This window comes from Myroides pelagicus (assembly GCF_009711055.1).
Classification (GTDB): Bacteria; Bacteroidota; Bacteroidia; order Flavobacteriales; family Flavobacteriaceae; genus Flavobacterium; species Flavobacterium pelagicum.
The window spans coordinates 33,427-58,460 of record NZ_WMJY01000009.1; the positions used below are offsets into that span (position 1 = coordinate 33,427).

24 protein-coding genes and 1 tRNA gene are annotated in these 25,034 nt (G+C 34.2%); 15 read left to right on the forward strand and 10 right to left on the reverse strand.

Going from position 1 to position 25,034, the window contains the following annotated elements; all coding sequences use genetic code 11:
- The first annotated feature begins 194 nt into the window (after positions 1-194).
- From gvpC to pheS, 3 genes are all read left to right on the forward strand, one after another.
- Positions 195-284, forward strand: a complete 90-nt coding sequence (gene gvpC / locus GJV77_RS15060; protein WP_155035389.1) for a gas vesicle protein GvpC — start codon at positions 195-197, stop codon at positions 282-284.
- Between the two features lie 377 nt (positions 285-661).
- A complete protein-coding gene (locus tag GJV77_RS05585; protein ID WP_155035391.1) occupies positions 662-1,018 on the forward strand; it encodes a hypothetical protein in 357 nt (118 codons plus the stop codon).
- Between the two features lie 93 nt (positions 1,019-1,111).
- A complete protein-coding gene (gene pheS, locus GJV77_RS05590; protein ID WP_155035393.1) occupies positions 1,112-2,128 on the forward strand; it encodes a phenylalanine--tRNA ligase subunit alpha in 1,017 nt (338 codons plus the stop codon).
- A gap of 157 nt (positions 2,129-2,285) precedes the next feature.
- Here the strand turns inward: pheS and GJV77_RS05595 are convergent, their stop codons facing one another.
- Complete coding sequence (locus GJV77_RS05595; protein ID WP_155035395.1) at positions 2,286-4,778, reverse strand: DUF5686 family protein; 2,493 nt, start codon at positions 4,776-4,778, stop codon at positions 2,286-2,288.
- A gap of 142 nt (positions 4,779-4,920) precedes the next feature.
- On the opposite strand from GJV77_RS05595, the gene GJV77_RS05600 reads away from it, so the two are divergent.
- Entirely contained in the window at positions 4,921-5,973 is a 1,053-nt protein-coding gene (locus GJV77_RS05600) for a ferredoxin--NADP reductase (RefSeq protein ID WP_155035396.1), read from the forward strand.
- A gap of 37 nt (positions 5,974-6,010) precedes the next feature.
- Here the strand turns inward: GJV77_RS05600 and GJV77_RS05605 are convergent, their stop codons facing one another.
- The 4 genes from GJV77_RS05605 to GJV77_RS05620 form a co-directional block, all read right to left on the reverse strand.
- Positions 6,011-6,250, reverse strand: a complete 240-nt coding sequence (locus GJV77_RS05605) for a DUF6327 family protein (RefSeq protein ID WP_155035397.1) — start codon at positions 6,248-6,250, stop codon at positions 6,011-6,013.
- Positions 6,251-6,259: 9 nt separating this feature from the next.
- Positions 6,260-6,610: a hypothetical protein gene (locus GJV77_RS05610; protein WP_155035398.1), complete on the reverse strand. Its 351-nt coding sequence runs from the start codon at positions 6,608-6,610 to the stop codon at positions 6,260-6,262.
- A 15-nt stretch (positions 6,611-6,625) separates the two neighbouring features.
- The gene (locus GJV77_RS05615) at positions 6,626-6,967 is read right to left on the reverse strand and encodes a YtxH domain-containing protein (protein ID WP_155035399.1); all 342 of its coding nucleotides are present in this window, start codon (positions 6,965-6,967) and stop codon (positions 6,626-6,628) included.
- A gap of 115 nt (positions 6,968-7,082) precedes the next feature.
- Positions 7,083-8,765, reverse strand: coding sequence for a glutamine--tRNA ligase/YqeY domain fusion protein (locus tag GJV77_RS05620; RefSeq protein ID WP_155035400.1), 1,683 nt, complete (start codon positions 8,763-8,765; stop codon positions 7,083-7,085).
- A gap of 129 nt (positions 8,766-8,894) precedes the next feature.
- On the opposite strand from GJV77_RS05620, the gene folB reads away from it, so the two are divergent.
- Positions 8,895-9,251 (forward strand): dihydroneopterin aldolase, encoded by a 357-nt coding sequence (gene folB / locus GJV77_RS05625; protein WP_155035401.1) that lies wholly within the window; start codon positions 8,895-8,897, stop codon positions 9,249-9,251.
- 87 nt (positions 9,252-9,338) lie between these two features.
- Positions 9,339-9,409 (forward strand) — tRNA-Cys (locus tag GJV77_RS05630).
- A gap of 114 nt (positions 9,410-9,523) precedes the next feature.
- Here GJV77_RS05630 and GJV77_RS05635 read toward each other — a convergent pair.
- The 3 genes from GJV77_RS05635 to rnr form a co-directional block, all read right to left on the reverse strand.
- Positions 9,524-10,207, reverse strand: coding sequence for a LysE family translocator (locus GJV77_RS05635; RefSeq protein ID WP_155035402.1), 684 nt, complete (start codon positions 10,205-10,207; stop codon positions 9,524-9,526).
- 88 nt (positions 10,208-10,295) lie between these two features.
- Positions 10,296-10,970 (reverse strand): head GIN domain-containing protein, encoded by a 675-nt coding sequence (locus GJV77_RS05640; RefSeq protein WP_155035403.1) that lies wholly within the window; start codon positions 10,968-10,970, stop codon positions 10,296-10,298.
- A gap of 2 nt (positions 10,971-10,972) precedes the next feature.
- Entirely contained in the window at positions 10,973-13,150 is a 2,178-nt protein-coding gene (rnr, locus tag GJV77_RS05645) for a ribonuclease R (protein ID WP_155035404.1), read from the reverse strand.
- Positions 13,151-13,499: 349 nt separating this feature from the next.
- Between rnr and GJV77_RS05650 the strand changes: the two genes are divergently transcribed.
- From GJV77_RS05650 to GJV77_RS05660, 3 genes are all read left to right on the forward strand, one after another.
- Positions 13,500-15,113, forward strand: coding sequence for an AMP-binding protein (locus GJV77_RS05650; RefSeq protein WP_155035405.1), 1,614 nt, complete (start codon positions 13,500-13,502; stop codon positions 15,111-15,113).
- 48 nt (positions 15,114-15,161) lie between these two features.
- Positions 15,162-15,593 (forward strand): ribose 5-phosphate isomerase B, encoded by a 432-nt coding sequence (gene rpiB, locus GJV77_RS05655; RefSeq protein ID WP_155035406.1) that lies wholly within the window; start codon positions 15,162-15,164, stop codon positions 15,591-15,593.
- Between the two features lie 444 nt (positions 15,594-16,037).
- Positions 16,038-16,178: a hypothetical protein gene (locus GJV77_RS05660; protein WP_155035407.1), complete on the forward strand. Its 141-nt coding sequence runs from the start codon at positions 16,038-16,040 to the stop codon at positions 16,176-16,178.
- A 182-nt stretch (positions 16,179-16,360) separates the two neighbouring features.
- On the opposite strand, the gene GJV77_RS05665 is transcribed toward GJV77_RS05660, so the two are convergent.
- Positions 16,361-16,624 (reverse strand): DUF1294 domain-containing protein, encoded by a 264-nt coding sequence (locus GJV77_RS05665; RefSeq protein ID WP_155035408.1) that lies wholly within the window; start codon positions 16,622-16,624, stop codon positions 16,361-16,363.
- Between the two features lie 56 nt (positions 16,625-16,680).
- Here GJV77_RS05665 and GJV77_RS05670 point away from each other — a divergent pair, with 56 nt between their 5' ends.
- Complete coding sequence (locus GJV77_RS05670) at positions 16,681-18,804, forward strand: Tex family protein (RefSeq protein ID WP_155035409.1); 2,124 nt, start codon at positions 16,681-16,683, stop codon at positions 18,802-18,804.
- A 268-nt stretch (positions 18,805-19,072) separates the two neighbouring features.
- Here the strand turns inward: GJV77_RS05670 and GJV77_RS05675 are convergent, their stop codons facing one another.
- A complete protein-coding gene (locus tag GJV77_RS05675) occupies positions 19,073-19,285 on the reverse strand; it encodes a twin-arginine translocase TatA/TatE family subunit (protein ID WP_155035410.1) in 213 nt (70 codons plus the stop codon).
- A gap of 192 nt (positions 19,286-19,477) precedes the next feature.
- On the opposite strand from GJV77_RS05675, the gene GJV77_RS05680 reads away from it, so the two are divergent.
- The 5 genes from GJV77_RS05680 to rfbD all read left to right on the forward strand — a co-directional run bounded on the left by GJV77_RS05680 (position 19,478) and on the right by rfbD (position 24,969).
- Complete coding sequence (locus tag GJV77_RS05680; protein ID WP_155035411.1) at positions 19,478-20,359, forward strand: murein hydrolase activator EnvC family protein; 882 nt, start codon at positions 19,478-19,480, stop codon at positions 20,357-20,359.
- Positions 20,360-20,365: 6 nt separating this feature from the next.
- Complete coding sequence (locus GJV77_RS05685) at positions 20,366-21,859, forward strand: GH3 auxin-responsive promoter family protein (RefSeq protein ID WP_155035412.1); 1,494 nt, start codon at positions 20,366-20,368, stop codon at positions 21,857-21,859.
- Between the two features lie 15 nt (positions 21,860-21,874).
- Positions 21,875-23,554, forward strand: coding sequence for a DUF6909 family protein (locus GJV77_RS05690; protein WP_155035413.1), 1,680 nt, complete (start codon positions 21,875-21,877; stop codon positions 23,552-23,554).
- Between the two features lie 99 nt (positions 23,555-23,653).
- A complete protein-coding gene (gene rfbC / locus GJV77_RS05695) occupies positions 23,654-24,202 on the forward strand; it encodes a dTDP-4-dehydrorhamnose 3,5-epimerase (protein WP_155035414.1) in 549 nt (182 codons plus the stop codon).
- Positions 24,199-24,969, forward strand: a complete 771-nt coding sequence (rfbD, locus tag GJV77_RS05700) for a dTDP-4-dehydrorhamnose reductase (protein ID WP_155035415.1) — start codon at positions 24,199-24,201, stop codon at positions 24,967-24,969. Before rfbC ends, rfbD begins: the two co-directional genes overlap by 4 nt.
- The last annotated feature ends 65 nt before the right edge of the window (positions 24,970-25,034 follow it).

The window sequence follows — 25,034 nt, forward strand, 5'->3', positions numbered from 1 at the left end:
TTTCTTTAATACAGGAGATAGCCTTCCATTTACATATTTATTAGCATTACTAATCACAAACAAAATACACAATAAGCATTGATTATCAATTTTTTAATAAATAATGTTTTTTTCAATTCTTATTTAAAATTAATTTAGGCTACTGCGGTAGATAACATCCTTACCTGCTCTCTTGACCTATAGTTGCAGTATTCGTGCACTTTCCTTGCCAAGAGTCTACTCCTGGACTACTAAACTGCACAGCTACTGCACGTATAGCAGTAGCTCAGCACCAAATACTGTAATTTTGAAACCTCTATGAGCTAAAACAAGTAACTTGTTTTCAAAAAATTATTTTTCTATTCAGTCTCATACTGCTAACATCATAGAGAAAATAGTGATTTTTGGAAAATAAATAAGGATAACATACCGAATTTACTTTTAAATAATCATAGGTTGTTTAATTATAGAAATATCATCTTATCCCCTATTATAACACCTAATGGACATACATGAAATATAATTATCGATTTGGCGATACAACTTATACAATACCTAAGTACCATTAACCCAAACCATCTTAATCGAAAACTATAGGCATGCCACAAAAAATTGTAAAACAAATACAGGAAATTGTATAACAGAGGAAATTGTATCTTTGCATCACTCATTAAACAATAATATGGCTAGAGATGAACAATTAAAGCAACGCTGGGAGGCTGTTGTCACAAAAATATCTGACCGATTTGGCGATGGAGAGACGCTTGATTTAGAAGCGATCATCTATCTAATCGGTGTACAAGAACTAGGTAAGATAAAAAAGAAATACAAAAAAGACGAAAAAATTAATCTAATGCACATAGCAATATGTAAATTGCTTGAGCCTTACGGCTACTATGAATTCGAATACTTTGACGAAGATGGTTGGCCACATTACAAAACACTAGAACACCTACCAGCACTAAAAGCGGGAGAACAAAGTGTACTGATGAAAGAAGCAATTGTTAACTATTTCTTGGAATCTAAATTTATTGAATAAAGTTTTACGCCGAACAATTATAAAAATAATAAGGTTTTAAAATTTTATTGTCTAATTGAAAAGCAGTAAATTTGCACTTTACTTTTACTTAAAATGATAGATAAAATAAAAGAATACATCGGTGAAGCCGAAGCATTTCACACCGATAGTAAAGAGACACTTGAAGCATTTAGAATAAAATTCTTATCAAAGAAAGGGATCTTAAATGACTTGTTTGCGCATTTTAAAACTGTGCCAAATGAGCAGAAAAAAGAATTCGGTCAAATCATCAACTCATTAAAAAATATTGTTGAAGGAAAAGTAAAATCAATCCTAGAAGAGTTAGAATCTAAAGATGTACAGGGCTTATATGGAGACCTAACAAGACCTGGATACCCAATCGAGATAGGCTCAAGACATCCTATATCTTTAGTAAAAAATCAAATAGTTGATATCTTCAATAGTATTGGATTTAATATTTCTGAGGGACCTGAAATCGAAGATGACTGGCATAACTTCTCTGCATTGAACTTTCCAGAGTACCACCCTGCTAGAGATATGCAAGATACTTTCTTCGTGCAAACGAATCCAGAGCACCTATTGCGTACACATACATCATCTGTACAGGTGCGTTATATGGAAAAAAATGCACCTCCTTTAAGAACAATATCTCCAGGACGTGTATTTAGAAATGAAGCTATTTCATCTCGTTCACATTGTATCTTCCATCAAGTTGAAGGTCTATATATTGATAAAGATGTTTCTTTTGCCGACTTAAAACAAACATTGTTGTATTTCACTAAAGAAATGTTCGGAAAGTCTAAGATTCGCTTACGTCCTTCTTATTTCCCTTTTACTGAGCCTAGTGCTGAAGTAGATATTTATTGGGGATTAAAAACAGAAACTGACTACCGTATTACGAAAGGTACAGGTTGGTTAGAAATCGGAGGTTGTGGAATGGTTGATCCTAATGTACTTAAAAACTGTAATATCGATCCAAACATTTATAGCGGCTTTGCTTTTGGTATGGGAATTGAGCGTATTGCTATGCTATTATACCAAATCGGAGATATCCGTATGTTCTTTGAGAACGATGTTCGTTTCTTAGAACAATTTAAATCGAATTTCTAAGTAAATTATTTACTTGATATAAAAAACAAAAGGTCACCTCAATGAGGTGACCTTTTTACATACTACTAACCAAGTTATATAATAACCTTTGTTTCGTATCACTGTTACTTAAATTTATAAACAACAGTTTCCTTACAAAGTACTATATCAAAATCTTTTAAAAGTCTGTCTTGATTCCTATCATTACACCATCTTTGATGAATGAAGTACCATTATATGACCTTACATAATCGATTCTAAAAAACTTAAACTGACCAAAACCTACATTGGAAAATCCAACTGTAAACTCTTGATAGGGCTTATTATCACTCACAGAAGCGTGATGATAACCTAATACAGTATTCCATCCTGTCAGACGCAACAATGGAACTTTGTTCATTAGAAATCCTTTAAAATCATATTGTAGATGTGTTTCTACAAATGACTTATTTGTACTTAACCTATAATAAGGCAATAAATTAAATGACGACAAATAATTTGAACTTAAATTCAAATGCGACTCATTCCCAGTAAAGTGAACCCTATCAACAAAAGAAATATGCTCTCCTCCAAAGTAGTGTCCTCCTCGAATAGTATAAGCAAACTCCCCTTTATTACTCAATTCAACATTTTGTTTGACCTTTAACTGTACGTAATCGTAATTGTACTTTCTCTCACTTCCACCAAAGCCCTTCTCATATGCTATATTAATAAGTGGATATTTTCTATTTGGCACATAATATCTCGTTTCTGGATAAGTAATATACTTCTGTCCTAAATAGATATTTGCATTCAACTTAAATTTGAAAATAGAATGATCACTAATAGCTGCATTGTGGTAATCAGTCAGTGCTAAGGGGTTATTTGATGTATAGTTTCTGTTCCCAGTATAGAATGAACCATTTGCATTGTTATAGAGCGGCTTTCTCTGCTCATACCCTATTAGGGTATTAAAACGCAAAGAACGATCAAAAAATGAGCTCCTAACACCTACATACGCATTTTCATTATTATAATACTTTGCATAATTCTTGCGCATTAACAATGAAAATGCCGTATTCAAATACTCTTCTATATTCTGCTTATGGAATTGGCTAATCTGAGTTCCTCCATACGCATAGATAGAAGTACGTCGATCATCGCCAAAATAATGCTCAACGCCTCCATATGCACGAAATCGTTCAGAAGCCGTTCCATAATTAAATGAGCTACTTAATTTCGTTAAGGATTTTTTCTCTCTATTATGGAATGACAGTGATATATTAGTTCCCATATAGAATCCTTGTACAGTGTTAAACCCAATTTTGTTTAGATCAAGGATACCTCCATAATTAAAAGTTACTTTATCCTCTTTTGATTTATATGTATATCCTAACGCAATATCTTCCCAATGAAAAGTATTGTATTTACGGCGGATACTATCTATATAGACTGGAGATTCTTTAATCTTCAATATACTATCTTTCACCCTATAATCATTCATCTCCTCAGTTGTCAATGAGAAATATCTGTTATCTTCCCAATAATCATCTGGTTTCTTATTGACATCTTTTGCAAAAGATAGAAGCTCTTTACCAAAAGTTGACTGAGTAAACTGAGGGTTAAAATTGTAATTATTAAATACACTCAAAAAAGCACCTTTCCCTTTTACCCCTAATACGTTAAACATCAATTCTATGTTTTGACTTTTCTTAATCCACTGCCTTACTTTTTCATCATATACAAAAGTCTGACTAATACTAACCGTCTCATAAAAAGGCTGTTGTAAACTCGTACCTGTAGCTTCTAAATCTAAACCATATAATGCTGCTCTCTCCTCTTCAATATAGATATACCCCGTAAACACAGGTTTTGTTCGAACCTTTGGGATTACCTTAACCTTATTAATTTTTTTACCATTATCTGTGAATATGGCTTCTATCTTGTAAGTATAATATGAAAGTGCTTGGTCAGCTATCGGAGAAATCATTTTAGTCTTCACATCTCCAACTTCCACAATATTGTCATAGAAATCATAGAAAGACTCATCTGCAGTATTGAAACTATACCCGTTATTAGAACCGCTCACTTTAGATGCTACGATATGCTCTCTAAGTTTATTTGGCTTTTGATACTTCACCTTCGATACAGTCTCTGACAAGTACAAAATACCCTTTCCTACAGAATCGATCCCTTGATTCTTAACTTCTCCTTCTTCTAATTTATTCAACAGTACTTTAGGGATTTTTAGCGACTTTATCATTCCCTTTGAATAAAAGTCAACCTCAAAAGCACTTACTTGACTCGTATTTGTCTTCTTACTTTGAATCGCTCTACGTATCAAAGCCTCACCTGAATCATTAACAACTTGAATTTCAATATCCGATAAAGCAATAGATTCTTCCACAAGTACAACATTTTTTTCCTCTACACCACTTTTTATATTTACGTTCTCTCGCTTAGTTTGATAACCAATTAATTGATAAACTATCGTAGCAATATCTTTATTTATCCCCTTTGTAGATAAGGTATATTCACCCTTTTCATTACTTAGCACTCCTTGTTGTGTATCTTCTAAAACAACAGTAACAAAAGATATTGGCTTGCCTTTACTATCTGTAATTATTCCTCTCACCTGAGCAGAAGCAAGCTGAATACTTAAGACAAAAATTATAGTCAAAATATATTTCATAGAATTATCCTTAATAAGATATTACAATTTAATTAGACGCACTTTATAGTTAATTGTTACACATCAAGACCAATAACTTAAACAAATAAACTTCCTTTTACTCAATCACTTTCGTATTTTTGTGCATCAAACTAAACTAACTATGTCTAAATTCAACCGTTTAACTGTAAAGGAAGTTCGAAAAGAAACTCCTAATGCAGTTTCGATAGTTTTTGATATTCCTTCTAATCTAAAAGATGAATATCAATTTAAAGCAGGTCAATACCTAAACATTAAACATCTGCACGAAGGGAAAGAAATCCGAAGAGCTTACTCAATCTGTTCAACTCCAAATAGCGGCGAAGTTCGAGTAGCAGTCAAAAAAGTAGAGCATGGGGTATTTTCTACTTACGCAAATGACGTGCTAAAAGCTGGTGATCAATTAGAAGTTGAAGCTCCAGAAGGTAGATTTATATTTGAGCCTAAAACAGACAATGTAAAGAACTATGCAGCATTTGCTGCTGGTAGTGGAATCACTCCAATCATGTCGATCTTAAAATCTGTACTTGAACAAGAACCAAATAGTCAATTTGTTCTTGTCTATGGAAATAAAAATGCTGAGGAAACAATCTTTCACGATGAACTTTACAAACTTCAAGAACAATATGCCGAACGTTTATTCATTCATTTCGTTTATTCACGTATAAGAGAGAATGACTCTATCTTTGGACGTATTGATAAAGCAGCTATAAACTTTGTTGTGAACAACAAACACAAAGAAAAAGAATTTGCAAAATTCTATATCTGTGGGCCAGAAGAAATGATTAATACAGTTAATGATACATTACAAGAACGAGGGGTTTCTAAGGATCATATCGCTTATGAAATCTTTACTCCTAATACAGATGGTGTAAATCCTGTAGAAGCAGAAGGTGGCTCGACAAAGGTGACTGTTTTAGTTGATGACGAAGAAACGAGCTTTGAAATGCCAAAAAGCGAAGTGTTATTAAATGGAGTACTCAAAGAAGGTATTGATGCTCCTTATTCTTGTCAAGGAGGAATATGTAGCTCTTGTATGTGTAAAATTGTCAAAGGTTCTGCTATTATGAAAAAGAACAGCATCTTGACAGACGAAGAAATTGCAGACGGATTAATACTTTCATGTCAGGCAATTGTTACTTCAGATGAAATCTATATTGATTACGACGATATGTAAAATAAAAAGGGCTATCTACATGGATAGCCCTTTACTTTTATTTTCTTTTAAAGAAACGCTTCAAGATATAGGTTATAAGAAATGCTTGAATGTTACCCGAGCTCTTCACATAAGAAGCAACTGATCCAACAGAATTTCTGACTAATCGATCAGGAGACAACTCTTCTTTAATGTTTTCTACTGACCTAAAGACCTTTTGGTAATGCAGCTCTCGTTTAACCTTTAATATTTCTAAATCCGAATTGACTTGATCAATTGATGTATACATCTTTCCCATATATTCGAATTAATCGTTAAATACTATTTCTGATAGTTTTTTGATAAAAGGTCTTTCTACAATAGAGCGACGACAAGCATAAGCTAATATCGTTACTAATATGTAAACCAATCCGACAATCAGAAATCCTACAGACAGACTACCACACATTTCTCCAATGGCATAAGCAGCAAACAAAGATATAAACAACATTGCCATCATTGAAAACAATGCTACTAACAACAACGTCATAAAGATTGTACCCGCTTTGACACTTACCTTAAAGCCCCATAAACGATAATACTCTAACGTTGATTGGATAAACTCTTCAGAGTTTTCCTTTATGTTTGTCATCTCTGACTTTACCTCGTTAAACGCCATAAATCAATACTTGGATTATTTGTGTTTATCCTCTGTTACCTCATTAGCTTGACTTTTTAGCGCTGCTAACTTCTCTTCTAGTGAAGCTATTACTTCATCTCTTTTCTTTCCTGAAGAATGAACGAAATGATCTAAACTTTCTTCAATATCGTGTTTTTTCTTATTAACTACGGTACGAACTTGTTTTTTCAGTTCATCAATTTTGTCTTCCAAGTCCTCTTTTGAATCGTCAAAAGTCTTTTTGATTTTTTTTCTTGTTTTTTTTCCTTCTTCTGGAGCAAATAGTATTCCTAAACTAGCTCCCACGGCTACACCAGCCAATACTGCTAACACAGTTCCTCCTACTTTATTTGACATAACAAATGTTTTTTTGATTATTCCTTATAAAGTTATAAAAAAAGCACTCAATTAACCGTTAAAAATAAGTTAATCGAATGCTTCTTTTTAAATATATAGGAAGATTTACACTATCCTATTTTTGTTCTACCTTTGCCCAAGTATCTCTTAGGCCTACTGTTTTATTAAAAACTAAGGCTCCATCTGTACTTTCTTTATCTACACAGAAATAACCTAAACGTTGAAATTGGAACTTATCACCTTCACTAGCTGTTTTTAAACTTGGTTCCAAATATCCTTTAACTATTTCTAATGAGTTTGGATTTATATACTCTAAAAAGTCTACCTCCTTATTTCCATCAGGGTTTTCATTAGTAAACAAACGATCGTAAATTCTAACTTCTGCTTCTATTGCATGTGGAACTGAAACCCAATGAATCGTTCCTTTTACTTTTCGTTTACTCGCCTCTGTTCCACTTCCACTTCTACTATCCGGATCATATGTAACATGTATTTCAGTAATACGACCATTTTCATCTTTCACTACTCCCTCTCCTTTGATAATATAAGCATTTTTCAGACGTACCTCTTTCCCGATAGTTAATCTAAAGAACTTGTTGTTTGCCTCTTCTTTGAAGTCTTCTCTTTCAATGTATAACTCTTTAGAGAAAGGAACCTCTCTATAAGTCATTACTTCTTCTTCTGGATTGTTCTCTGCTTCTAACCACTCTTCTTTCCCTTCAGGATAGTTCGTAATAACTAATTTTACAGGATCTAATACAGCCATTACTCGTGGTGCTATTTTATTTAGATCTTCTCGTACACAGAACTCTAGTAAGGATACATCGATTAAGTTATCGCGTTTTGCAATACCAATTGTTTCTGCATAATTTTTTATAGAAGCTGGTGTGTACCCTCTTCTTCTTAGCCCTGAAATCGTAGACATACGTGGATCATCCCATCCCGTTACATATCCTTCTGCTACAAGTTTAGCCAATTTACGTTTACTAACTACTGTATGAGATAAGTTCCTACGGGCAAACTCACGTTGCTTTGGTCTTATATTTTGCTCTTCTACCACTTGATCTAAGAACCAATTATATAGTTCTCTGTGAGGCAAAAACTCTAATGTACAAAAAGAGTGAGATATACTTTCAATATAATCACTTTCTCCATGTGCCCAATCATACATTGGATAGATACACCATTGATCTTTTGTTCGGTGGTGATCTTTTTTCATGATTCTATACATAATTGGATCACGCATCAACATATTTTTTGCTGACATTGATATTTTCGCACGTAGAATATGGCTACCTTCATCGAATTCTCCATTTTTCATCCTTTCGAACAAATCTAGGTTCTCTTCTACTGAACGATTTCTATAAGGACTATCCTCTCCTACTGTAGATGGGGTTCCTTTTTGCTGTGCCATTTCTTCTGAAGTTTGACTATCTACATAGGCCTTGTCTTCTTTGATCATCTGAACAGCCCAATCGTATAATTGCTGAAAATAATCAGAAGCATATACTTCATTTGCCCATTTATACCCTAACCACTCTACATCGTATTTGATTGCGTCAACAAACTCCTGTTCTTCTTTTGATGGATTGGTATCGTCAAAGCGCAAGTTAACTGGCGCATTGTACTTCAACCCTAATCCAAAATTTAAACAAATTGAACTCGCATGACCTAGGTGTAAATAACCATTAGGTTCTGGCGGAAAACGAAAATGAAGTTTTTCTGTTGGCAAACCATTTTTGATATCCTCTTCAATGATTTGCTCAATAAAGTTTAATGATTTCTCTTTTGTTGACATGGATTTGATTTATAATATACTTACAAAGGTATCAAAATCTAATCAATTTTGTTTTATTTATTCCTTTACCTTACCCTGTTCCGCAAAAAAATATCGTAATTTTAGCCTTTATTAATTTTTTTGAGACTAATGGGAATTATACGTTTAAATAATATTCGCGTTTTTGCTTTTCATGGATGTATGGAAGAAGAAGCAAAAATTGGTTCGGATTATAGAGTTGATGTAATGGCTAAAGGAACATTTCGAGATGCTGCAACTTCAGACAACTTAATTGATGCTATCGATTACGTACACTTAAACCAAATTGTAAAAGAAGAAATGGCCATTCGTTCTAACTTATTAGAACACGTTTGTGAACGAATCATCAAAAGAGTATTGCGCGAAATCGAAATGGTTAAAGAGATCAATGTTGCTGTTTCTAAAATTAACCCTCCTATCGGTGGTGATGTTGAATCCGTAACTGTTGAAATGCAAGAAGTTAGATAACTCTTGAAAAAATAATTGTTTTTTTAGTTCAAAAGTGTTTTGAACTTGAAAATTATTTGCTAAGTTTGCAGTCCAATTCGGAACAATGGCTTCGTGTCCGAGTGGCTAGGAAGCGGTCTGCAAAACCGTCTACAGCGGTTCGAATCCGCTCGAAGCCTCAAACAAAACGCCTTAGTGTAACTAAGGCGTTTTTTATTTTATATAGATTATCTTAAGCGCTTATTCTAAAAAAACCATAAAAAAACCTGAGTGTAATACTCAGGTTTTCTAATTTATTTCTCTTGCTCTAAATTTGAAAAAGGCAATTTAATCGTTTCGTTTTCATTCTTTGGTAAGACACCTTTTACCATTATAAAAAGTCCAAAGACAATCAAAATTATACTGCTTACCTTTTTAACCTTTAATATGTTCTCTGCTGTCAACTTCCTTCTCAATTGTTTTGCTAAGATGATTTTAATCAAATCTGTAACAAAATATGCCGTGATAGCAAATCCAAAAAACGTAAACATACGCTCAGTGTTCATGTCCATCTTCGGTCCTAACGTAATAATTATAGCTAACCAAAAACCTAATACTCCAACGTTAATGAAATTCAACAAAAACCCCTTAGCAAAGAGGTTTAAATAATCTCTGTGTAAATTAGGAGGTGATAACTGTAAAGTATCAACTTGTACCTTCTTTAACCGCACAAAAGATATTATACCATACGTTAGCATAATAATACCGCCAAATAAAAATAAGGCTGGATCATCTTTGATTGCATTAATTAATCTGAAACTACTGAAAAAGGCTATCGCAAAAAACAATGCGTCTGCCACAATCACTCCTAAATCAAAAGCTACTGCAGCTTTGAACCCTTTTGTGATACTTGTTTCAATAAGAATAAAAAAAACAGGACCAATCATAAAACTTAGGAAAAAACCTAAAGAAATCCCTGTAATAAAATCGTCTAGCATTTTCAATTGTTAAAAAATGCCAATTATAACAATTGGCATTTATTTGATTTTTGCAAGTTACAGCTTTTTGTAACAATATTGAAAAAGCTTATTCAACTTTTTTAATTGTCCCTCCTGCTATTGTCTTTTCGTTTAATGTTTTCGGGTTTCCATATACTGAAATACTTCCTCCTGCTCTTACTTTTGCATCTACTACATCTTTTACATGTACACTCGCTCTTCCTCCTGCGTTTACGGTTATAGTCGTCTGCTTTGTCATTAATTCTTCATTGCGAATATCAGCTCCTGAATTTGATAACGCATCTTGTACATCTGCTTTACCTGTCAAGCGAATTAACGACCCTGCTCCCGCTTTTACTATTACTTTCTCTACATCGATGTCCAACTTTATGGCAGATCCTGTTTTTCCTTGTACTTCAAGTGTGTTTGCTTTAACCTGCTTATCTCCTTCAATCATTGATCCTTCCCCCGCATTAATTTCTTTCAAATTATTATAGTATAGCGTTACTTGAATATCATCTCCTTGGAAGCTATTTGTAAAGTTCATCTTGATTTTTAAGTGCTTGTTCTTATTAATCACATTCACCTCTTTTTGTTTCTTCCCTTCTACTTCTATTTTGGCTTGCCCATTAGTAGGTACCAAAGTCACCCGAATTTGATCGTAAACACTAAGTTTATCAAATGTCCCCACTTCCATCTCTACTTGCTGAGCAAACGTTATATTTGCACAAAGCATTAGAAATAATAATACTAATTTTTTCATACTTAATTTACTTTTTTTATGTAGTTATAATCTAGTTGTTTCTTTACTAAATCTGCATTCTTAACAGTTACAATTACCTCATCTCCTAATTGTAGTACATTCTTAGTTGCCTGACCAACCATAGCATATTGCTTTTCATCGAATACATAATAGTCATCTCTGATCTCTCGTACCCTTACCATTCCTTCACATTTATTATCGACAATCTCTACATAAATTCCCCACTCTGTCACACCAGAGATAACACCCAAAAACTCTTGATCTTGATGCTTTTGCATATATTTGACCTGCATATATTTGATACTATCTCTTTCTGCATTAGAGGCTAAGTTCTCCATAGATGAACAGTGCCCACACTTTTTCTCGTAGTCCTCTACTTTTACTGATGCTCCGTGGTCTAAGTAATGTTGTAATAATCGATGAGCCATTACATCTGGATATCGACGAATTGGAGATGTAAAGTGTGAATAATAATCAAAAGCCAAACCGTAATGTCCGATATTGTTTGTCGAATAACTAGCCTTGCTCATCGTACGAATTGCTAAGGTATCTACTAAGTTTTGCTCCTTTTTCCCGTTTACATCTTTCAACAATTGATTTAAAGACTGTGATATACCAGCCTTATCTCTTAAATTTAGTTTGTGTCCAAATCTCGATATGACATTTTGCAACGCAAATAACTTATCTTGATCTGGTTCGTCGTGAATTCGATAAATAAACGTCTTTTTCTGTTTCCCTATATACTCTGAAACCTTTCTATTCGCCAATAACATGAATTCTTCTATCAAGTGATTCGCTTCTTTTCCTTCTTTAAAGTAAACGCCAACAGGATTGTTGTTTTCATCTAACTTGAACTTCACTTCAATCTTATCAAACGAAATAGCTCCATAACTCATGCGTTTTGCTCGTAAGATATTTGCCAAATCATTAAGGGTCAATACAGCTTGCGCTACCTCTTCACTGATCTCTTGTTTTTCTCCTGTTATTGATATTTCAGCTGGCACTACGCGATCCTTCGTCTCAATGATATATTGTGCTTCTTCATAAGCCATTCGTTGATCAGAATGAGTTACAGTACGTCCAAACCACTGATCTACTATCTCTGCTTTTTTATTTAATTGAAACACTGCAGAGAATGTAAACTTATCTTCGTTTGGTCGTAGCGAACAAGCAAAATTAGACAATACCTCTGGCAACATAGGTATTGTTCTATCTACCAAATAGATTGATGTAGCTCGATTATAAGCCTCTTCATCTAGAATTGTACCTTCCTGCACATAATGAGATACATCAGCAATATGAATACCTATCTCGTAGTTCCCATTCTCTAATACTTGAAATGATAAAGCATCGTCAAAGTCCTTTGCGTCTTTTGGATCTATCGTAAAGGTCAATACTTCGCGCATATCTCTACGCTTAGCAACTTCTTCTTCATTGATTGATGTATCTAGATTATTGGCAAAATCCTCTATCTCCTTTGGAAATTCTGCTGGAAGACCATACTCTGCCAAGATAGCGTGTATTTCCGTATTGTGCTCTCCTTGCTTTCCTAACACTTGAGTTACTCGACCAAATGGACTATCCGCTTTTTTCGGCCAATCTTCTATTTCTGCAATTACTACATCTCCACTCTTTGCTTCGCCAACTTTTTCCTTCGGTATAAAAATATCAGTGTACATCTTTGGATCTGCTGTTGACACAAAAGCAAAGTTCTTGTGTATTTCAATCGTTCCTACAAAGTGTGTTTTATGACGCTCAATAATTTCTACAACTTCTGCTTCTACTTTTTTACCTTTTCGTCTATTGTATATATATGCTTTTACTAAATCTCCATCAAGGGCTTTGCGCAAGTTATTCGTCGGAATAAAAACATCTTCTTCTAATTCTTCACTGACCAAATAAGCCGTCTTACGCGTAGTCATATCAATGATTCCTTCAATGTAATTTGCCTCTGCTACAAACTGATACTTCCCTGGCTCTATCTCTTCTATCTTCCCTTTCGATGCCAAGTGCTTTAGTTCTTTTATAATTTCATTTCTACCTTGAGTATCATTAATTTCTAATACTGCAGATACCTGCTTATAGTTCAAGGCTTTATTCCCACTCATTGACAATGTTTGAAGTATCTTTCTAACAAAGTCAAACTCTTTCTTTTTCTTATTTTTAAATTTTTTAGTCATTTTCTTTTTTTATTTTTATCGAGTAATGAAACCCAATATTTATGCTTAAATGTACAAAATACAAACTGGTTTACTTGTATTTTATCAATTTTTTAAGTCCTATTTAATGATTACTTGACCTAAGGAATAGAATACGAGGAGTAAATTCTATCTAGATCCAACGGAGAGTAATACAAAAGTAAATACATTCTCGTGTATTTGCTAATATTTTCTAATAATTCAACAATTCTTTAATCAAAATATCCTCGTTTATATACGAAAACACATCTTCTAAAGATAATATTTAATCCGTAAAAGTTTTCTCTTAATATTTTTTGTACTTTAGAAAAACCAACAAAAAACTAATTTTATGAAAATGATCTCTTATGTGCATGGAGCTTCTTTAGTTCCACTGCTAGGCGAAACTATTGGTCAAAACTTAAAGAGGACTGTAGATAAATACCCTGACAAAGAAGCCATCGTCAGTGTCGGTCAGCAATATAGAGCAAGCTATAAAGAATTTTACGAACAGACGACTACAGTAGCAAAAAGCCTACTTGCAAAGGGAGTTGTCAAAGGTGACCGCGTCGGTATATGGGCTCCCAACTGCTACGAATGGGTATTGATGCAGTATGCTACTGCTCGAATTGGAGTTATTCTAGTCAATATAAACCCCGCATATCGTGCCCACGAATTAGAATTTGCAATTAATCAGTCCGAAATCTCGCTTATTGTTTCCGCAGAAAACTTTAAGACTAGCGATTATCGTCGTATGATTTCACTAGTTTTCGAGGACTGCCCTAGTCTAAGAGAAGTTGTCTTCTTGGGAGAAGAGTGGAATGCTTTCTTAGTAGAAGCTACCCATGTTTTAGATGACGATCTTCGTTTCATCGAAGACTCTGTTCAGTTTAGCGAACCCGTAAATATACAATATACCTCTGGAACTACAGGATTCCCAAAAGGTGTGACACTTACACATCACAACATACTTAACAATGGATATTTCATTGGTGTACGACTAAAATATTCCGTAAAAGACAGAGTGTGTATTCCCGTACCTTTTTACCATTGCTTTGGTATGGTTATCGGCAATTTGTGTTGTACTGCTCATGCTGCTACTATTGTTATTCCTAGTGATGGATTTGACCCTGAAAAAACACTACAAACTGTTCAAGACGAAAAATGTACTTCCCTCTATGGTGTACCTACTATGTTCATTGCCGAATTACAGTTACCCAATTTCAAAGATTACAACCTGACTTCTCTGCGAACAGGAGTAATGGCAGGTTCACTTTGTCCAGAAAGTGTAATGAAACGCGTAAAAGAAGAAATGCACATGGAAGAAGTAAGTATATGTTATGGTATGACTGAAACTTCTCCTGTATCCACACAAACACATATCGGAATTGATATTCGCAAACAAACAACAACTGTAGGTACTGTACAAGACCACATTGAAATTAAAATTATCGATCCAGAGACTGGTAATATACTGCCCCGAGGAGAAGCTGGAGAACTGTGTACACGCGGATACTCTGTCATGCTAAAGTACTGGAATAACCGTACAATGACTGCTGAAGTGCTAGACGAAAACAGATGGATGCACTCTGGTGATTTAGCTACTATGGATGAAGAAGGTTATATCTCTATCACTGGTCGCATTAAAGACCTCATTATTCGGGGAGGAGAAAATATTTCTCCTAAGTGGATTGAAGATTTCCTTTACACTCACCCTGCAGTAGCAGATGTACAAGTCATCGGCGTACCTAGCGAAAAATACGGAGAAGAAATCATGGCGTGGATCATACTGAAAAAAGATCATACTGTAACACCAGAAGAACTAAAAGCTTACTGTGATCAGAAAATTGCTCACTTTAGAATCCCTAAATATTGGAAATTTGTAACTGAATTTCCGATGACTATCTCCGGAAAAGTTAGAAAAGTAGAAATGAGACAAATAGCTGTAGAAGAATTAGGGTTATAAAAAGGAAAAAGTTTTAACTTTGTCACGTATAACAGAACACAACGTAAAATGAAAATTTCAATCGGAAATGACCACGCAGGTCCAGAATACAAAAAAGCAATTGTCAAATACTTAGAATCAAAAGGAATTGAAGTAACTAACTATGGTACAGATTCTTTTGACTCCGTTGACTATCCAGATTTTGGACACAAAGTAGCAAGTGATGTAGAAGAAGGAAAAGCTGACTTTGGTATCGTTATTTGCGGAAGTGGAAACGGTATTGCTATGACAGCAAACAAACACCAAGGCGTGCGTTGTGCGTTGTGCTGGACGAAAGAAATTGCTGAATTAGCAAGATTACACAATGATGCTAATGTAATTAGTATCCCTGCACGTTATACGTCAATTGAACAAGCAATTGCAATGGTTGAAACCTTCTTAAACACTGAATTTGAAGGTGGTAGACACCAAAACAGAGTTAGTAAAATTTCTTGCTCATAACAAGTAATCAAAACGATAATAATCCAAAATAAGGAGCTGTTTTTATTAACAGCTCCTTATTTTTTTAGCTATTGATTTGTAATGATCGGGATGTGGTCAGGACATGATCGAGATATTTTGTATTAAAAAGTCCCGACCATATCCCAATCATCACTTGACCTAAATAGTATCATAGCGGTAGCGAAGAGAGATTTATTCGTTTACAAAAACGCTAATTCCAAGTTGATCACTCTCTTTACACGTAGGCATACAACAAGAGTAATATACTAATGAACAAAAAAGAATATAATTGACTGTAAATCGAATCTGAGAAAAAAAAGACGTAAATCTGCTGTAAGAATGGTAGAACTGAACAGTTTTTAGTATGTTCGATCAGCATAGTGGCTATTTGTTGCTCAATTAAATAGTTGTGTTTTTCAACTGCATTATAAAAATAATAATTCAATGGAAAGTCAAGAGAAAATATCAATCAATAATTTCGCAGGTGTTGAGGAATTAGAAATGGATATTAAGCTAATCAATATATTGATAGGTCCTCAAGATGTGGGGAAAAGTGTGGTGGTGAAGATGGTGAACTTAGTATAGATATTCTTGGTGGATTAGATGATTTTATAAACGATAAAAATAAAATTAGAAAAGAGTAAAGTACTAATTATATTGCTGAATTAAATATACAAGAGTAAATGTGATTTAGATATAGCATCTAATCAGAGAGAATACCACTATTGATACAGATAGGAATATTTGTAGTATTGTAAAGTAGCCTATTACCTCTTAAACAAAATAAAAAAAACTGCTATTTGTATGGCCACAATAGCAAAAAACTTGACTTTAAAGGAGTCTTTAGAAATCTTATGCCTTAGCTTTTTCATCGCTATCCAACCGCCAAGACTACCACCAAAGAAGCAGAGAGTAAGTAAATTTTTTTCCGCTACACGTCTACCATTTTTTATAGCTTTCTCCTTGTCGTATGCAAACATTGAAAATGCGAGATAGTTTATAATGATTAAGTAGGCTATTAAAAATTTCATAAGATTTAATTATTGAAACAAAGGTAGTATTTTAGCTATTCTTAAAATAATAAATTATGACGTTGATAGAGTTTATTCAACAAGCTGTGAAGGCAAGTGCAAAAAGTATTGAGAGTACCATATTCTTGTTAGGAGAGGGCTGTACAATTCCTTTTATTGCTCGCTATAGAAAAGACAGAACTGGTAACTTAGATGAAGTGGTTATCGAAAAAATAGCTAAATACAGTGAATTATATGAAGGGATAGTCAAAAGAAAAGAATCTATACTTAACGCAATTGAAGAACAGGGTAAATTGACCGATGAATTAAAGACTAAGATTTCTAACAGTTATGATTTGACAGAAATAGAAGATTTATACCTACCTTATAAAAAAACGAGAAAAACAAAAGCTGATACAGCTAGGGAAAATGGTCTAGAACCATTAGCTAAAGTAATTATGTCTCAAAACGCTAATGATATCACCTCTATTGCTGAAAAGTATATAAATGACAAAGTAGGGAGTGAAGAAGACGCTATCCAAGGTGCATCTGATATTATTGCAGAGTGGATTAATGAGAATATGTATCTGCGCAAGTCACTAAGAAGGAAGTTTCAACGCAATAGTATCATTAGCACAAAAGTAGTTAAAACAAAAAAAGAAGAAGAAGGGGCACAAAAATTTGAACAATACTTTGATTGGTCCGAACCAACGTATAAAATTCCCGCACACCGACTATTGGCAATCCTAAGAGCAGAGAAAGAAGGATATATCAAATTTGGTGTAGGTATAGAGCGAGAAGAGGCAATTAGTTTTATCACAGACAATGTGGTGAAAGGAGCAAACCAATGTAGTCAAATTGTAGAAAAAGCAGCAGCTGATAGTTACAAACGCCTATTAGAACCCGCTTTAGCAAACGAAGCACTAGCTGAGGCAAAGGAAAAAGCAGATTTGAATTCGATTGGAGTGTTTGCAGATAACTTAACCCAGTTACTATTAGGCTCTCCTTTAGGCGAAAAACGCATACTCGCAATAGACCCAGGATATAAGACAGGTTGTAAAGTAGTCTGTTTAGACGAGCAAGGCGACTTACTCTACAACGAAACTATATATCCTCATGCGCCTCAGAAGGAAACAACAATGGCCATGAAAAAAATACGTTCAATGGTCAATGCTTATAATATAGAAGCGATTGCTATTGGCAATGGAACAGCCTCTAGAGAAACAGAATTCTTCATCAAGAAGATTGCCTTTGACAAACCTGTACAAGTATTTGTAGTCAATGAAGCAGGTGCTTCTATATATTCTGCCTCTAAAATTGCAAGAGAAGAATTTCCTTCTTATGACGTTACTGTAAGGGGAGCGGTGTCTATCGGTCGCAGATTAGCCGATCCACTAGCAGAACTAGTGAAAATAGATGCTAAATCAATTGGTGTCGGACAATATCAACACGATGTCGATCAAACCTTATTGAAAAAGGAATTAGATAGTGTTGTGATGAAATGTGTTAACTCAGTAGGTGTAAATCTGAATACCGCAAGTAAATCACTACTAAGTTATGTTTCAGGAATTGGAGAAAAAATGGCTGACAATATCGTTCAATATCGTTCAGAAAATGGGCCATTTGAAAGCAGAACAGCACTAAAAAGAGTTCCTAGACTAGGAGAGAAGGCTTTTCAACAAGCAGCAGCCTTCGTTAGAGTTAAAAATAGTACTAACCCTCTAGATGACTCTGCTGTACACCCTGAAGCTTATGGTGTAGTAGAAAAAATAGCCAAAGATATGAAGGTTTCTATAGGAGATATGATTTCAAATAAGGAGCTAATTGCCAGAATAGATACAAAACAATATATTACTGGTGAGGTTGGGATACTTGCTTTACAAGATATTCTAAAAGAGTTAGAGAAACCAGGGCTAGACCCTAGACGCAGTGCTAAAGTTTTTGAATTTGACCCTAATGTAAAGCAGATTACAGACCTTAATATTGGTATGGTTTTACCTGGGATTGTAAATAATATAACCAACTTTGGGTGCTTCGTAGATGTAGGAATTAAAGAAAGTGGATTGGTTCATATATCTCAGCTCAAAGAAGGTTTTGTCTCTGATGTAAATGAAGTTGTTAAACTGCATCAACACGTTCAAGTTAAGGTAACAGATGTAGATTTAGGAAAGAAAAGAATACAATTAAGCATGATTTTATAAAAAAACACAACAAACACCTATCTTGGCACGATACTTGTATTATTCTGAGTATCTAATTTGCACCAGATGCTACAAAAGAGTAGCGTTAATTAGATATTGGTTAAGTAGTGTTTTTATTATGTTTTATAAGTGAAATGCCTTTTTTAATTTAATTAAGAGGGGCATTTTTTCATTTATAACTATTTGCGTGAAATACAACATTATACAAACAAAAAAAGCACTAATACCTAAAGGCACTAGTGCGTAATATCTTCAAAACGGAATAAGTTTATTCTGTTTTACTGTCTTCTTTTGTCTCCTTTTTCGTTACTTGTTGAGCATTTTCCTCTTTAGTAGCATCTTTAAATTCTTTGATACCACTTCCAAGACCTTTCATCAACTCAGGTATTTTCTTTCCTCCGAATAACAATAAAATGATAGCAACAATCAAAATAATTTGCCAAGTACCTACCATACCTAAAAAAAAGTGTAATGCGTTCATAATAATTTGTTTGAAACATTAAGTCCCGCAAATATAGGAAGAAAAATGTAAAATGGTGAAATACGAATAAATTTATTATATATTTAAGAGTGTTTCCGATATTATAAATTACTTTTAGAGTGAATTAAAACAAAGGAAGTTAAAAGGGTAAGTAGTATAATTACTATATTTGTTTATAAAAAGCGGCCACTTATGTCAACAAAAGACAAGAAATCAACTAGATGGAAAAGTAAACTTTTAAATAAGTATCGTATTGTCATTGTTAATGATAAGACTTTTGAGGATGTTAGGTCTTTCAAATTAAATCTACTCAATGTCGTGAGTGCTACTACCGCTTGGATATTCTTACTAATACTATCAACCGTAATCCTGGTAGTTCTAACACCTATAAAGGAGTATATACCTGGATATTCTTCTGCTCAATTAAAGAAAAATGCTATTGAGTTAACTTTAAAAGTTGATTCATTAGAAGCTGAATCAGCGAAGAATAAAGCCTATTTATTAGCTGTAAGAAAGATTTTACTAGGCGAAGTTGAATCAACGCATGGCAATTTAGATTCCCTTAAAAAAGCAGAGGTTCCCGTTGATCAAATTGTTCATAAAGAACCAGGAGAAAATGATTTAAAACTACGTGAAATGGTTCGTCTTGAGGATAAATACAACTTGTTTCCTGAAACCACAGCTAAGGTAAATCAAATTCTCTTCTCCCCAATTGACGGTGAAGTTATAAAGAGGTTTGACCCAGCTACAGAACATTTTGGTTTAGACTTTGTCGCTGCGAAAGGAACTCCAGTTAAAGCTATTTCAAAAGGTATTGTACTCTTTGTGGGCTGGACATTAAGAGAAGGTTATACCATGATTGTGCTACACGAGGAAGGTATTATATCTGTTTACAAACATATAGGTACAATCGTTAAAGAAGAATATGATAGTGTAAGCTCAGGAGAAGTGTTAGGAATATTCGAAGGAGTAAATAAAGAGAGTATACAGCCGAATAATACAGAATATTTTCACTTTGAATTATGGAAAGATACTTATCCGCTAGATGCTTCCATATTTATAGATTTAGAATAAAAATATATGTCATTAAAATCATTTGGAGCAAAAATATTTGCATCAATTATTAATAAAAAGACACAGCGATGGGTTAATAACCCTATAGAGACACAAGCCAAAGTCTTGACATCGCTAATAGAAGAGGCTAAGCACACTAGCTTCGGTCAAGATCATAACTTTGACGAAATCAAAAGTCACCATGATTTTGTTCAACGTGTACCAATCAGAGACTATGAAGGATTACGTCCCTATGTAGATCGCGTAGTAGAGGGGGAAGCAGATGTTTTGTGGAAAGGTAAGCCTATTTACTTTGCTAAAACCTCAGGTACAACTTCAGGTGCGAAATATATTCCTTTGACAAAGGAATCGATGCCTTACCATATTGAAGCTGCCCGTAATGCTATTTTAGCCTATATTCACGAAACAGGTAAAGCAGATTTCGTTGATGGTAAAATGATATTCCTTCAAGGAAGTCCTATCCTTGAAGAGAAAAACGGCCTAAAGTTAGGTAGACTGTCTGGTATCGTTGCCCATTATGTTCCAGCATATTTACAGAAAAACAGATTACCTAGTTGGGAAACTAACTGTATTGAAGATTGGGAAACAAAAGTTGATGCTATTGTAGAGGAAACTGTTGATCAAGACATGAGCGTCATCTCAGGTATTCCAAGCTGGGTGCAAATGTACTTTGAACGATTGGAAGCTAAAAAGAATAAGCCTGTAGGAGAAATCTTCAAAAACTTCAACTTGTTCATTTATGGAGGAGTAAATTATGAACCTTACCGTGCTAAATTTGAACAGTTGATAGGTAGAAGAGTTCCTTCTATTGAATTATTTCCAGCATCTGAAGGCTTTTTTGCTTACCAAGATTCACAAACCGAAAAAGGGTTATTGCTATTGCTTAATGCAGGAATATACTATGAGTTTATAAAAGTTGATGATTTCTTTCAAGAAAACCCAACAAGACACACAATAGGTGAAGTAGAACTAGGCGTCAACTATGTGTTAATCATTTCCACAAACGCAGGACTATGGGGATATAACATAGGAGATACAGTTCAGTTTGTCAATCTTAATCCTTACCGCATAGTCGTTTCTGGTCGTGTTAAGCACTATATCTCTGCCTTTGGAGAACATGTAATTGGCAAAGAGGTCGAGACTGCAATCGAAGAAGTCATGCAAGGAAGTAACGTACAAGTCAATGAATTTACAGTTGCACCACAGATATCACCAAATGAAGGCGGTTTACCTTATCACGAATGGTTTATAGAATTTGGTAACGAACCCGATGACCTAAATAATTTTGCTATGCAATTAGATGAAGCTATGCGCAAGCAGAATGTTTACTATGACGATTTGATCGCGGGAAAAGTATTGCGAACAATTGTTATAAGAAAGATCCCAAAAGGAGGCTTTCAGCAATATATGAAAAGTATTGGAAAACTAGGCGGACAAAACAAATTACCTAGATTGAGTAATGACCGAAATATTGCAGATAAACTAGAGATTATTAATTAAATTATTGACGTAATTATGAAAGAGATAAAGAATACTACGAGAACGAGAGCACAGGTATCGTCAGCAGCAGTGGAACGCATGTATATTACTATGCGCCATTTGTTCAATAGAGGGTTTTATAAACCGATGGGCGTTTCAGGAGATACCTTGAGAGAAGCCCTATTAGAGTTACGTCCAGAAATTTACGGATCTATTGCAGAAGAAAAAGTAGAACTTAATGGACTTCTTTATGTAATAGAGCGCTTACCAGTAGGTATAGAAGAATGCAGATACATTAACTTAACGTCTGATGAGGGTTATTCATTCTCTCATTTTAAAGCGATCGTTCCTCCTAAAAGGAGAAGGAATTGCTACCGCATAGACGATGAGCAAATGAATATTGAAATTACCAGAGGTAGATCTGATATTTATGATGTTCTAACTCACTTAACATTCATCTTTGTTGAATCACATAAAATAAAAGACAAAGTATTGATCGATGAAAATGGTAAAGTAACAAGAGATTGGAGGAAAATAGAAGCAGCAGCTAAGAAAAGAGAACCATTAGAGCTAGAAGAAAAAGAAATAGTGATTTCTCATATGTCTAATGTACTTGGTCGTTCTTTTGTTGAAGTACTAGATATCTACAATAAATTTGCCGTACCAGAAAACGCTGATCGCTTCCTTGACGTCATTTATTGGTTAGGAAAACTAGCTATCGAAGAGGAAATTAGCAATGAAAAACGCACGATTACTTTCAGCCCATTACTAAGAGAACGCTTAGGACATCATATCTATGGTGAAATCTGGTCTGATAGAATTAAAAGAGTTTTAGAATCTAAAGGTTTATTAGATCGACCAATTCACATAATAAGTGCAAATATGCACAGTGTGATGAATTCAATATTTGCTTCTGCTGTAATGAAAGGACAAATTGACAGCAAGAATGAATTGGCTATCTATGAAGAATTGAGTAAGCCCGAAAACAGCGATTTACGTCAACAAGTTAAAGAAAAAGCTGAACGCGAAGGCATGACCTTTCTATTAGATGAATCGGGTACTAATATTGATATACAAATATTCGATACAGCAAAAATAGACTTCAAAAAGACAAGCTTCAACAAAGCCAATATTGAAGGTGAATTTCCTGTGTTAATCGTTATGGACTATGCCTTTGGAGAACAAGCTTATGAAACAATTGATGAATTGTTAAAACCTTACCTTAAGTCCACTAAGATAAATGTACAGTCTGTCTCTATCATGGGGAAAGCTGGTATTTTAGTAGGAGGTAAAGGAGATATTATGATTCCGTTTGCACATATCAATGAAGGAACGGGTGACAACTATCCTTTTGACAACGAATTGACTGTAGATATGTTTAAAGAAAATGATATCCCTGTCTTTGGAGGAACAATGGTAACTGTGTTGGGGACATCATTACAAAATAAAGATTTGTTGAAATTCTTCCACGATTCAACCTGGGGAGTAATTGGGCTTGAAATGGAAGGTGCACACTACCAAAAAGCTATTCAATCTGCTTCTAAAATTAGAAAGAGTATTAATCCAGACGTAAAAGTTAGATATGCTTACTACGCCTCTGATAACCCATTAGAAACAGGGAGTACACTAGCCTCTGGAGGATTGGGAACTACAGGAGTAAAACCAACTTATTTAATTACCATTAAAATTCTAGAACAAATCTTCAACATAAAATAAGAAGCTTTTAATATAATAAAAAGCCTAAGCAATATCTGCTTAGGCTTTTTCTATTATAAATTTAATAGTATTTTTAAGCTCTTAGAAAAGCAGATACAAATGAATATCATTCCTACACCAATAAATAATTGTTTAATTATAGAGCCTAAAGTCTTTCACGACGAAAGAGGATACTTCTTTGAAAGCTTTAATAACGTTGTATTTACCAATGAGACAGGAATAGAAGTCAGTTTTATACAAGATAATCAATCGCTATCGACCAAAGGTGTGTTAAGAGGTCTTCACTATCAGCGAGGAGAATTTCAACAAGCTAAACTAGTTCGCGTCATCGAAGGAGAAGTATTGGATGTTGTTGTTGATTTAAGAAAAGACTCAAACTCTTACGGAAAAACATTTACACAGACCTTATCTGATACTAACTTTAAGCAAGTTTATATTCCTAGAGGTTGTGCACATGGTTTTTTGGTTAAAAGTGATCGAGCAATATTCGCTTATAAATGTGATAACTTATACAACAAGGAATCAGAAGGAGGTATCCTATACAATGATCCTTTTTTGAATATTGATTGGGAATACGATTTAGACAAGGTTATTGTCTCTGACAAAGATAAAATCTTACCATTATTTGAAAATGCTTTACCTTTATGAAAAAAGTACTCGTAACAGGAGCAAACGGACAAGTTGGTCAATGTCTTCAAACAATTCAAGAAGAACATCCACTGATTGCGTTTACATTTGCTAGTTCAAAGGATTTAGACATTACTAATCCCTCTCAAATAGAAAAAAGCTTTAAGGAAGGGCAATTTGACTATTGCATAAATCTAGCTGCCTATACGGCAGTTGATCGAGCAGAAGATGAAAAAGAAACTGCCTATCAGATCAATGCTGAAGCAGTAAAATCGTTAGCTGAATATTGTCAGCAATTTAATGTCATACTCGTGCATTTATCAACTGACTTTGTATTTGATGGACTAAAAACCACACCATATCTAATCTCAGATCAGCCTAACCCAATAAATATTTATGGTGATTCTAAACTAAAAGGAGAACAGTATATACAAGCTTGTTTAAGCACCTATTACATTATTAGGACATCATGGGTTTACTCAGACTTTGGACAAAACTTTAAAAAGACAATGTTACGATTAGCTGAATCACAAAAACAAATTAATGTCGTTAATGATCAAATTGGTTGTCCTACTCATGCACTTGATTTAGTTCGATACATCCTTTCCTTAATCTTAACAGAACAATCATATGGGCTATATCACTTTAGTGGAGAGAAAATTTGTACTTGGTACGATTTTGCAGTAGATATATTTAAAGCTAATCACATTGAAGTACAAGTTAACCCTATTTCTACAGGTGCCTACCCTACAAAGGCTGTACGTCCAAAATATAGTGTATTGCGTTAATCTGTATTCGAATTCTTAATTATAAATACACGAAATAATAAGCAGTTACTAAAATAGACATTATC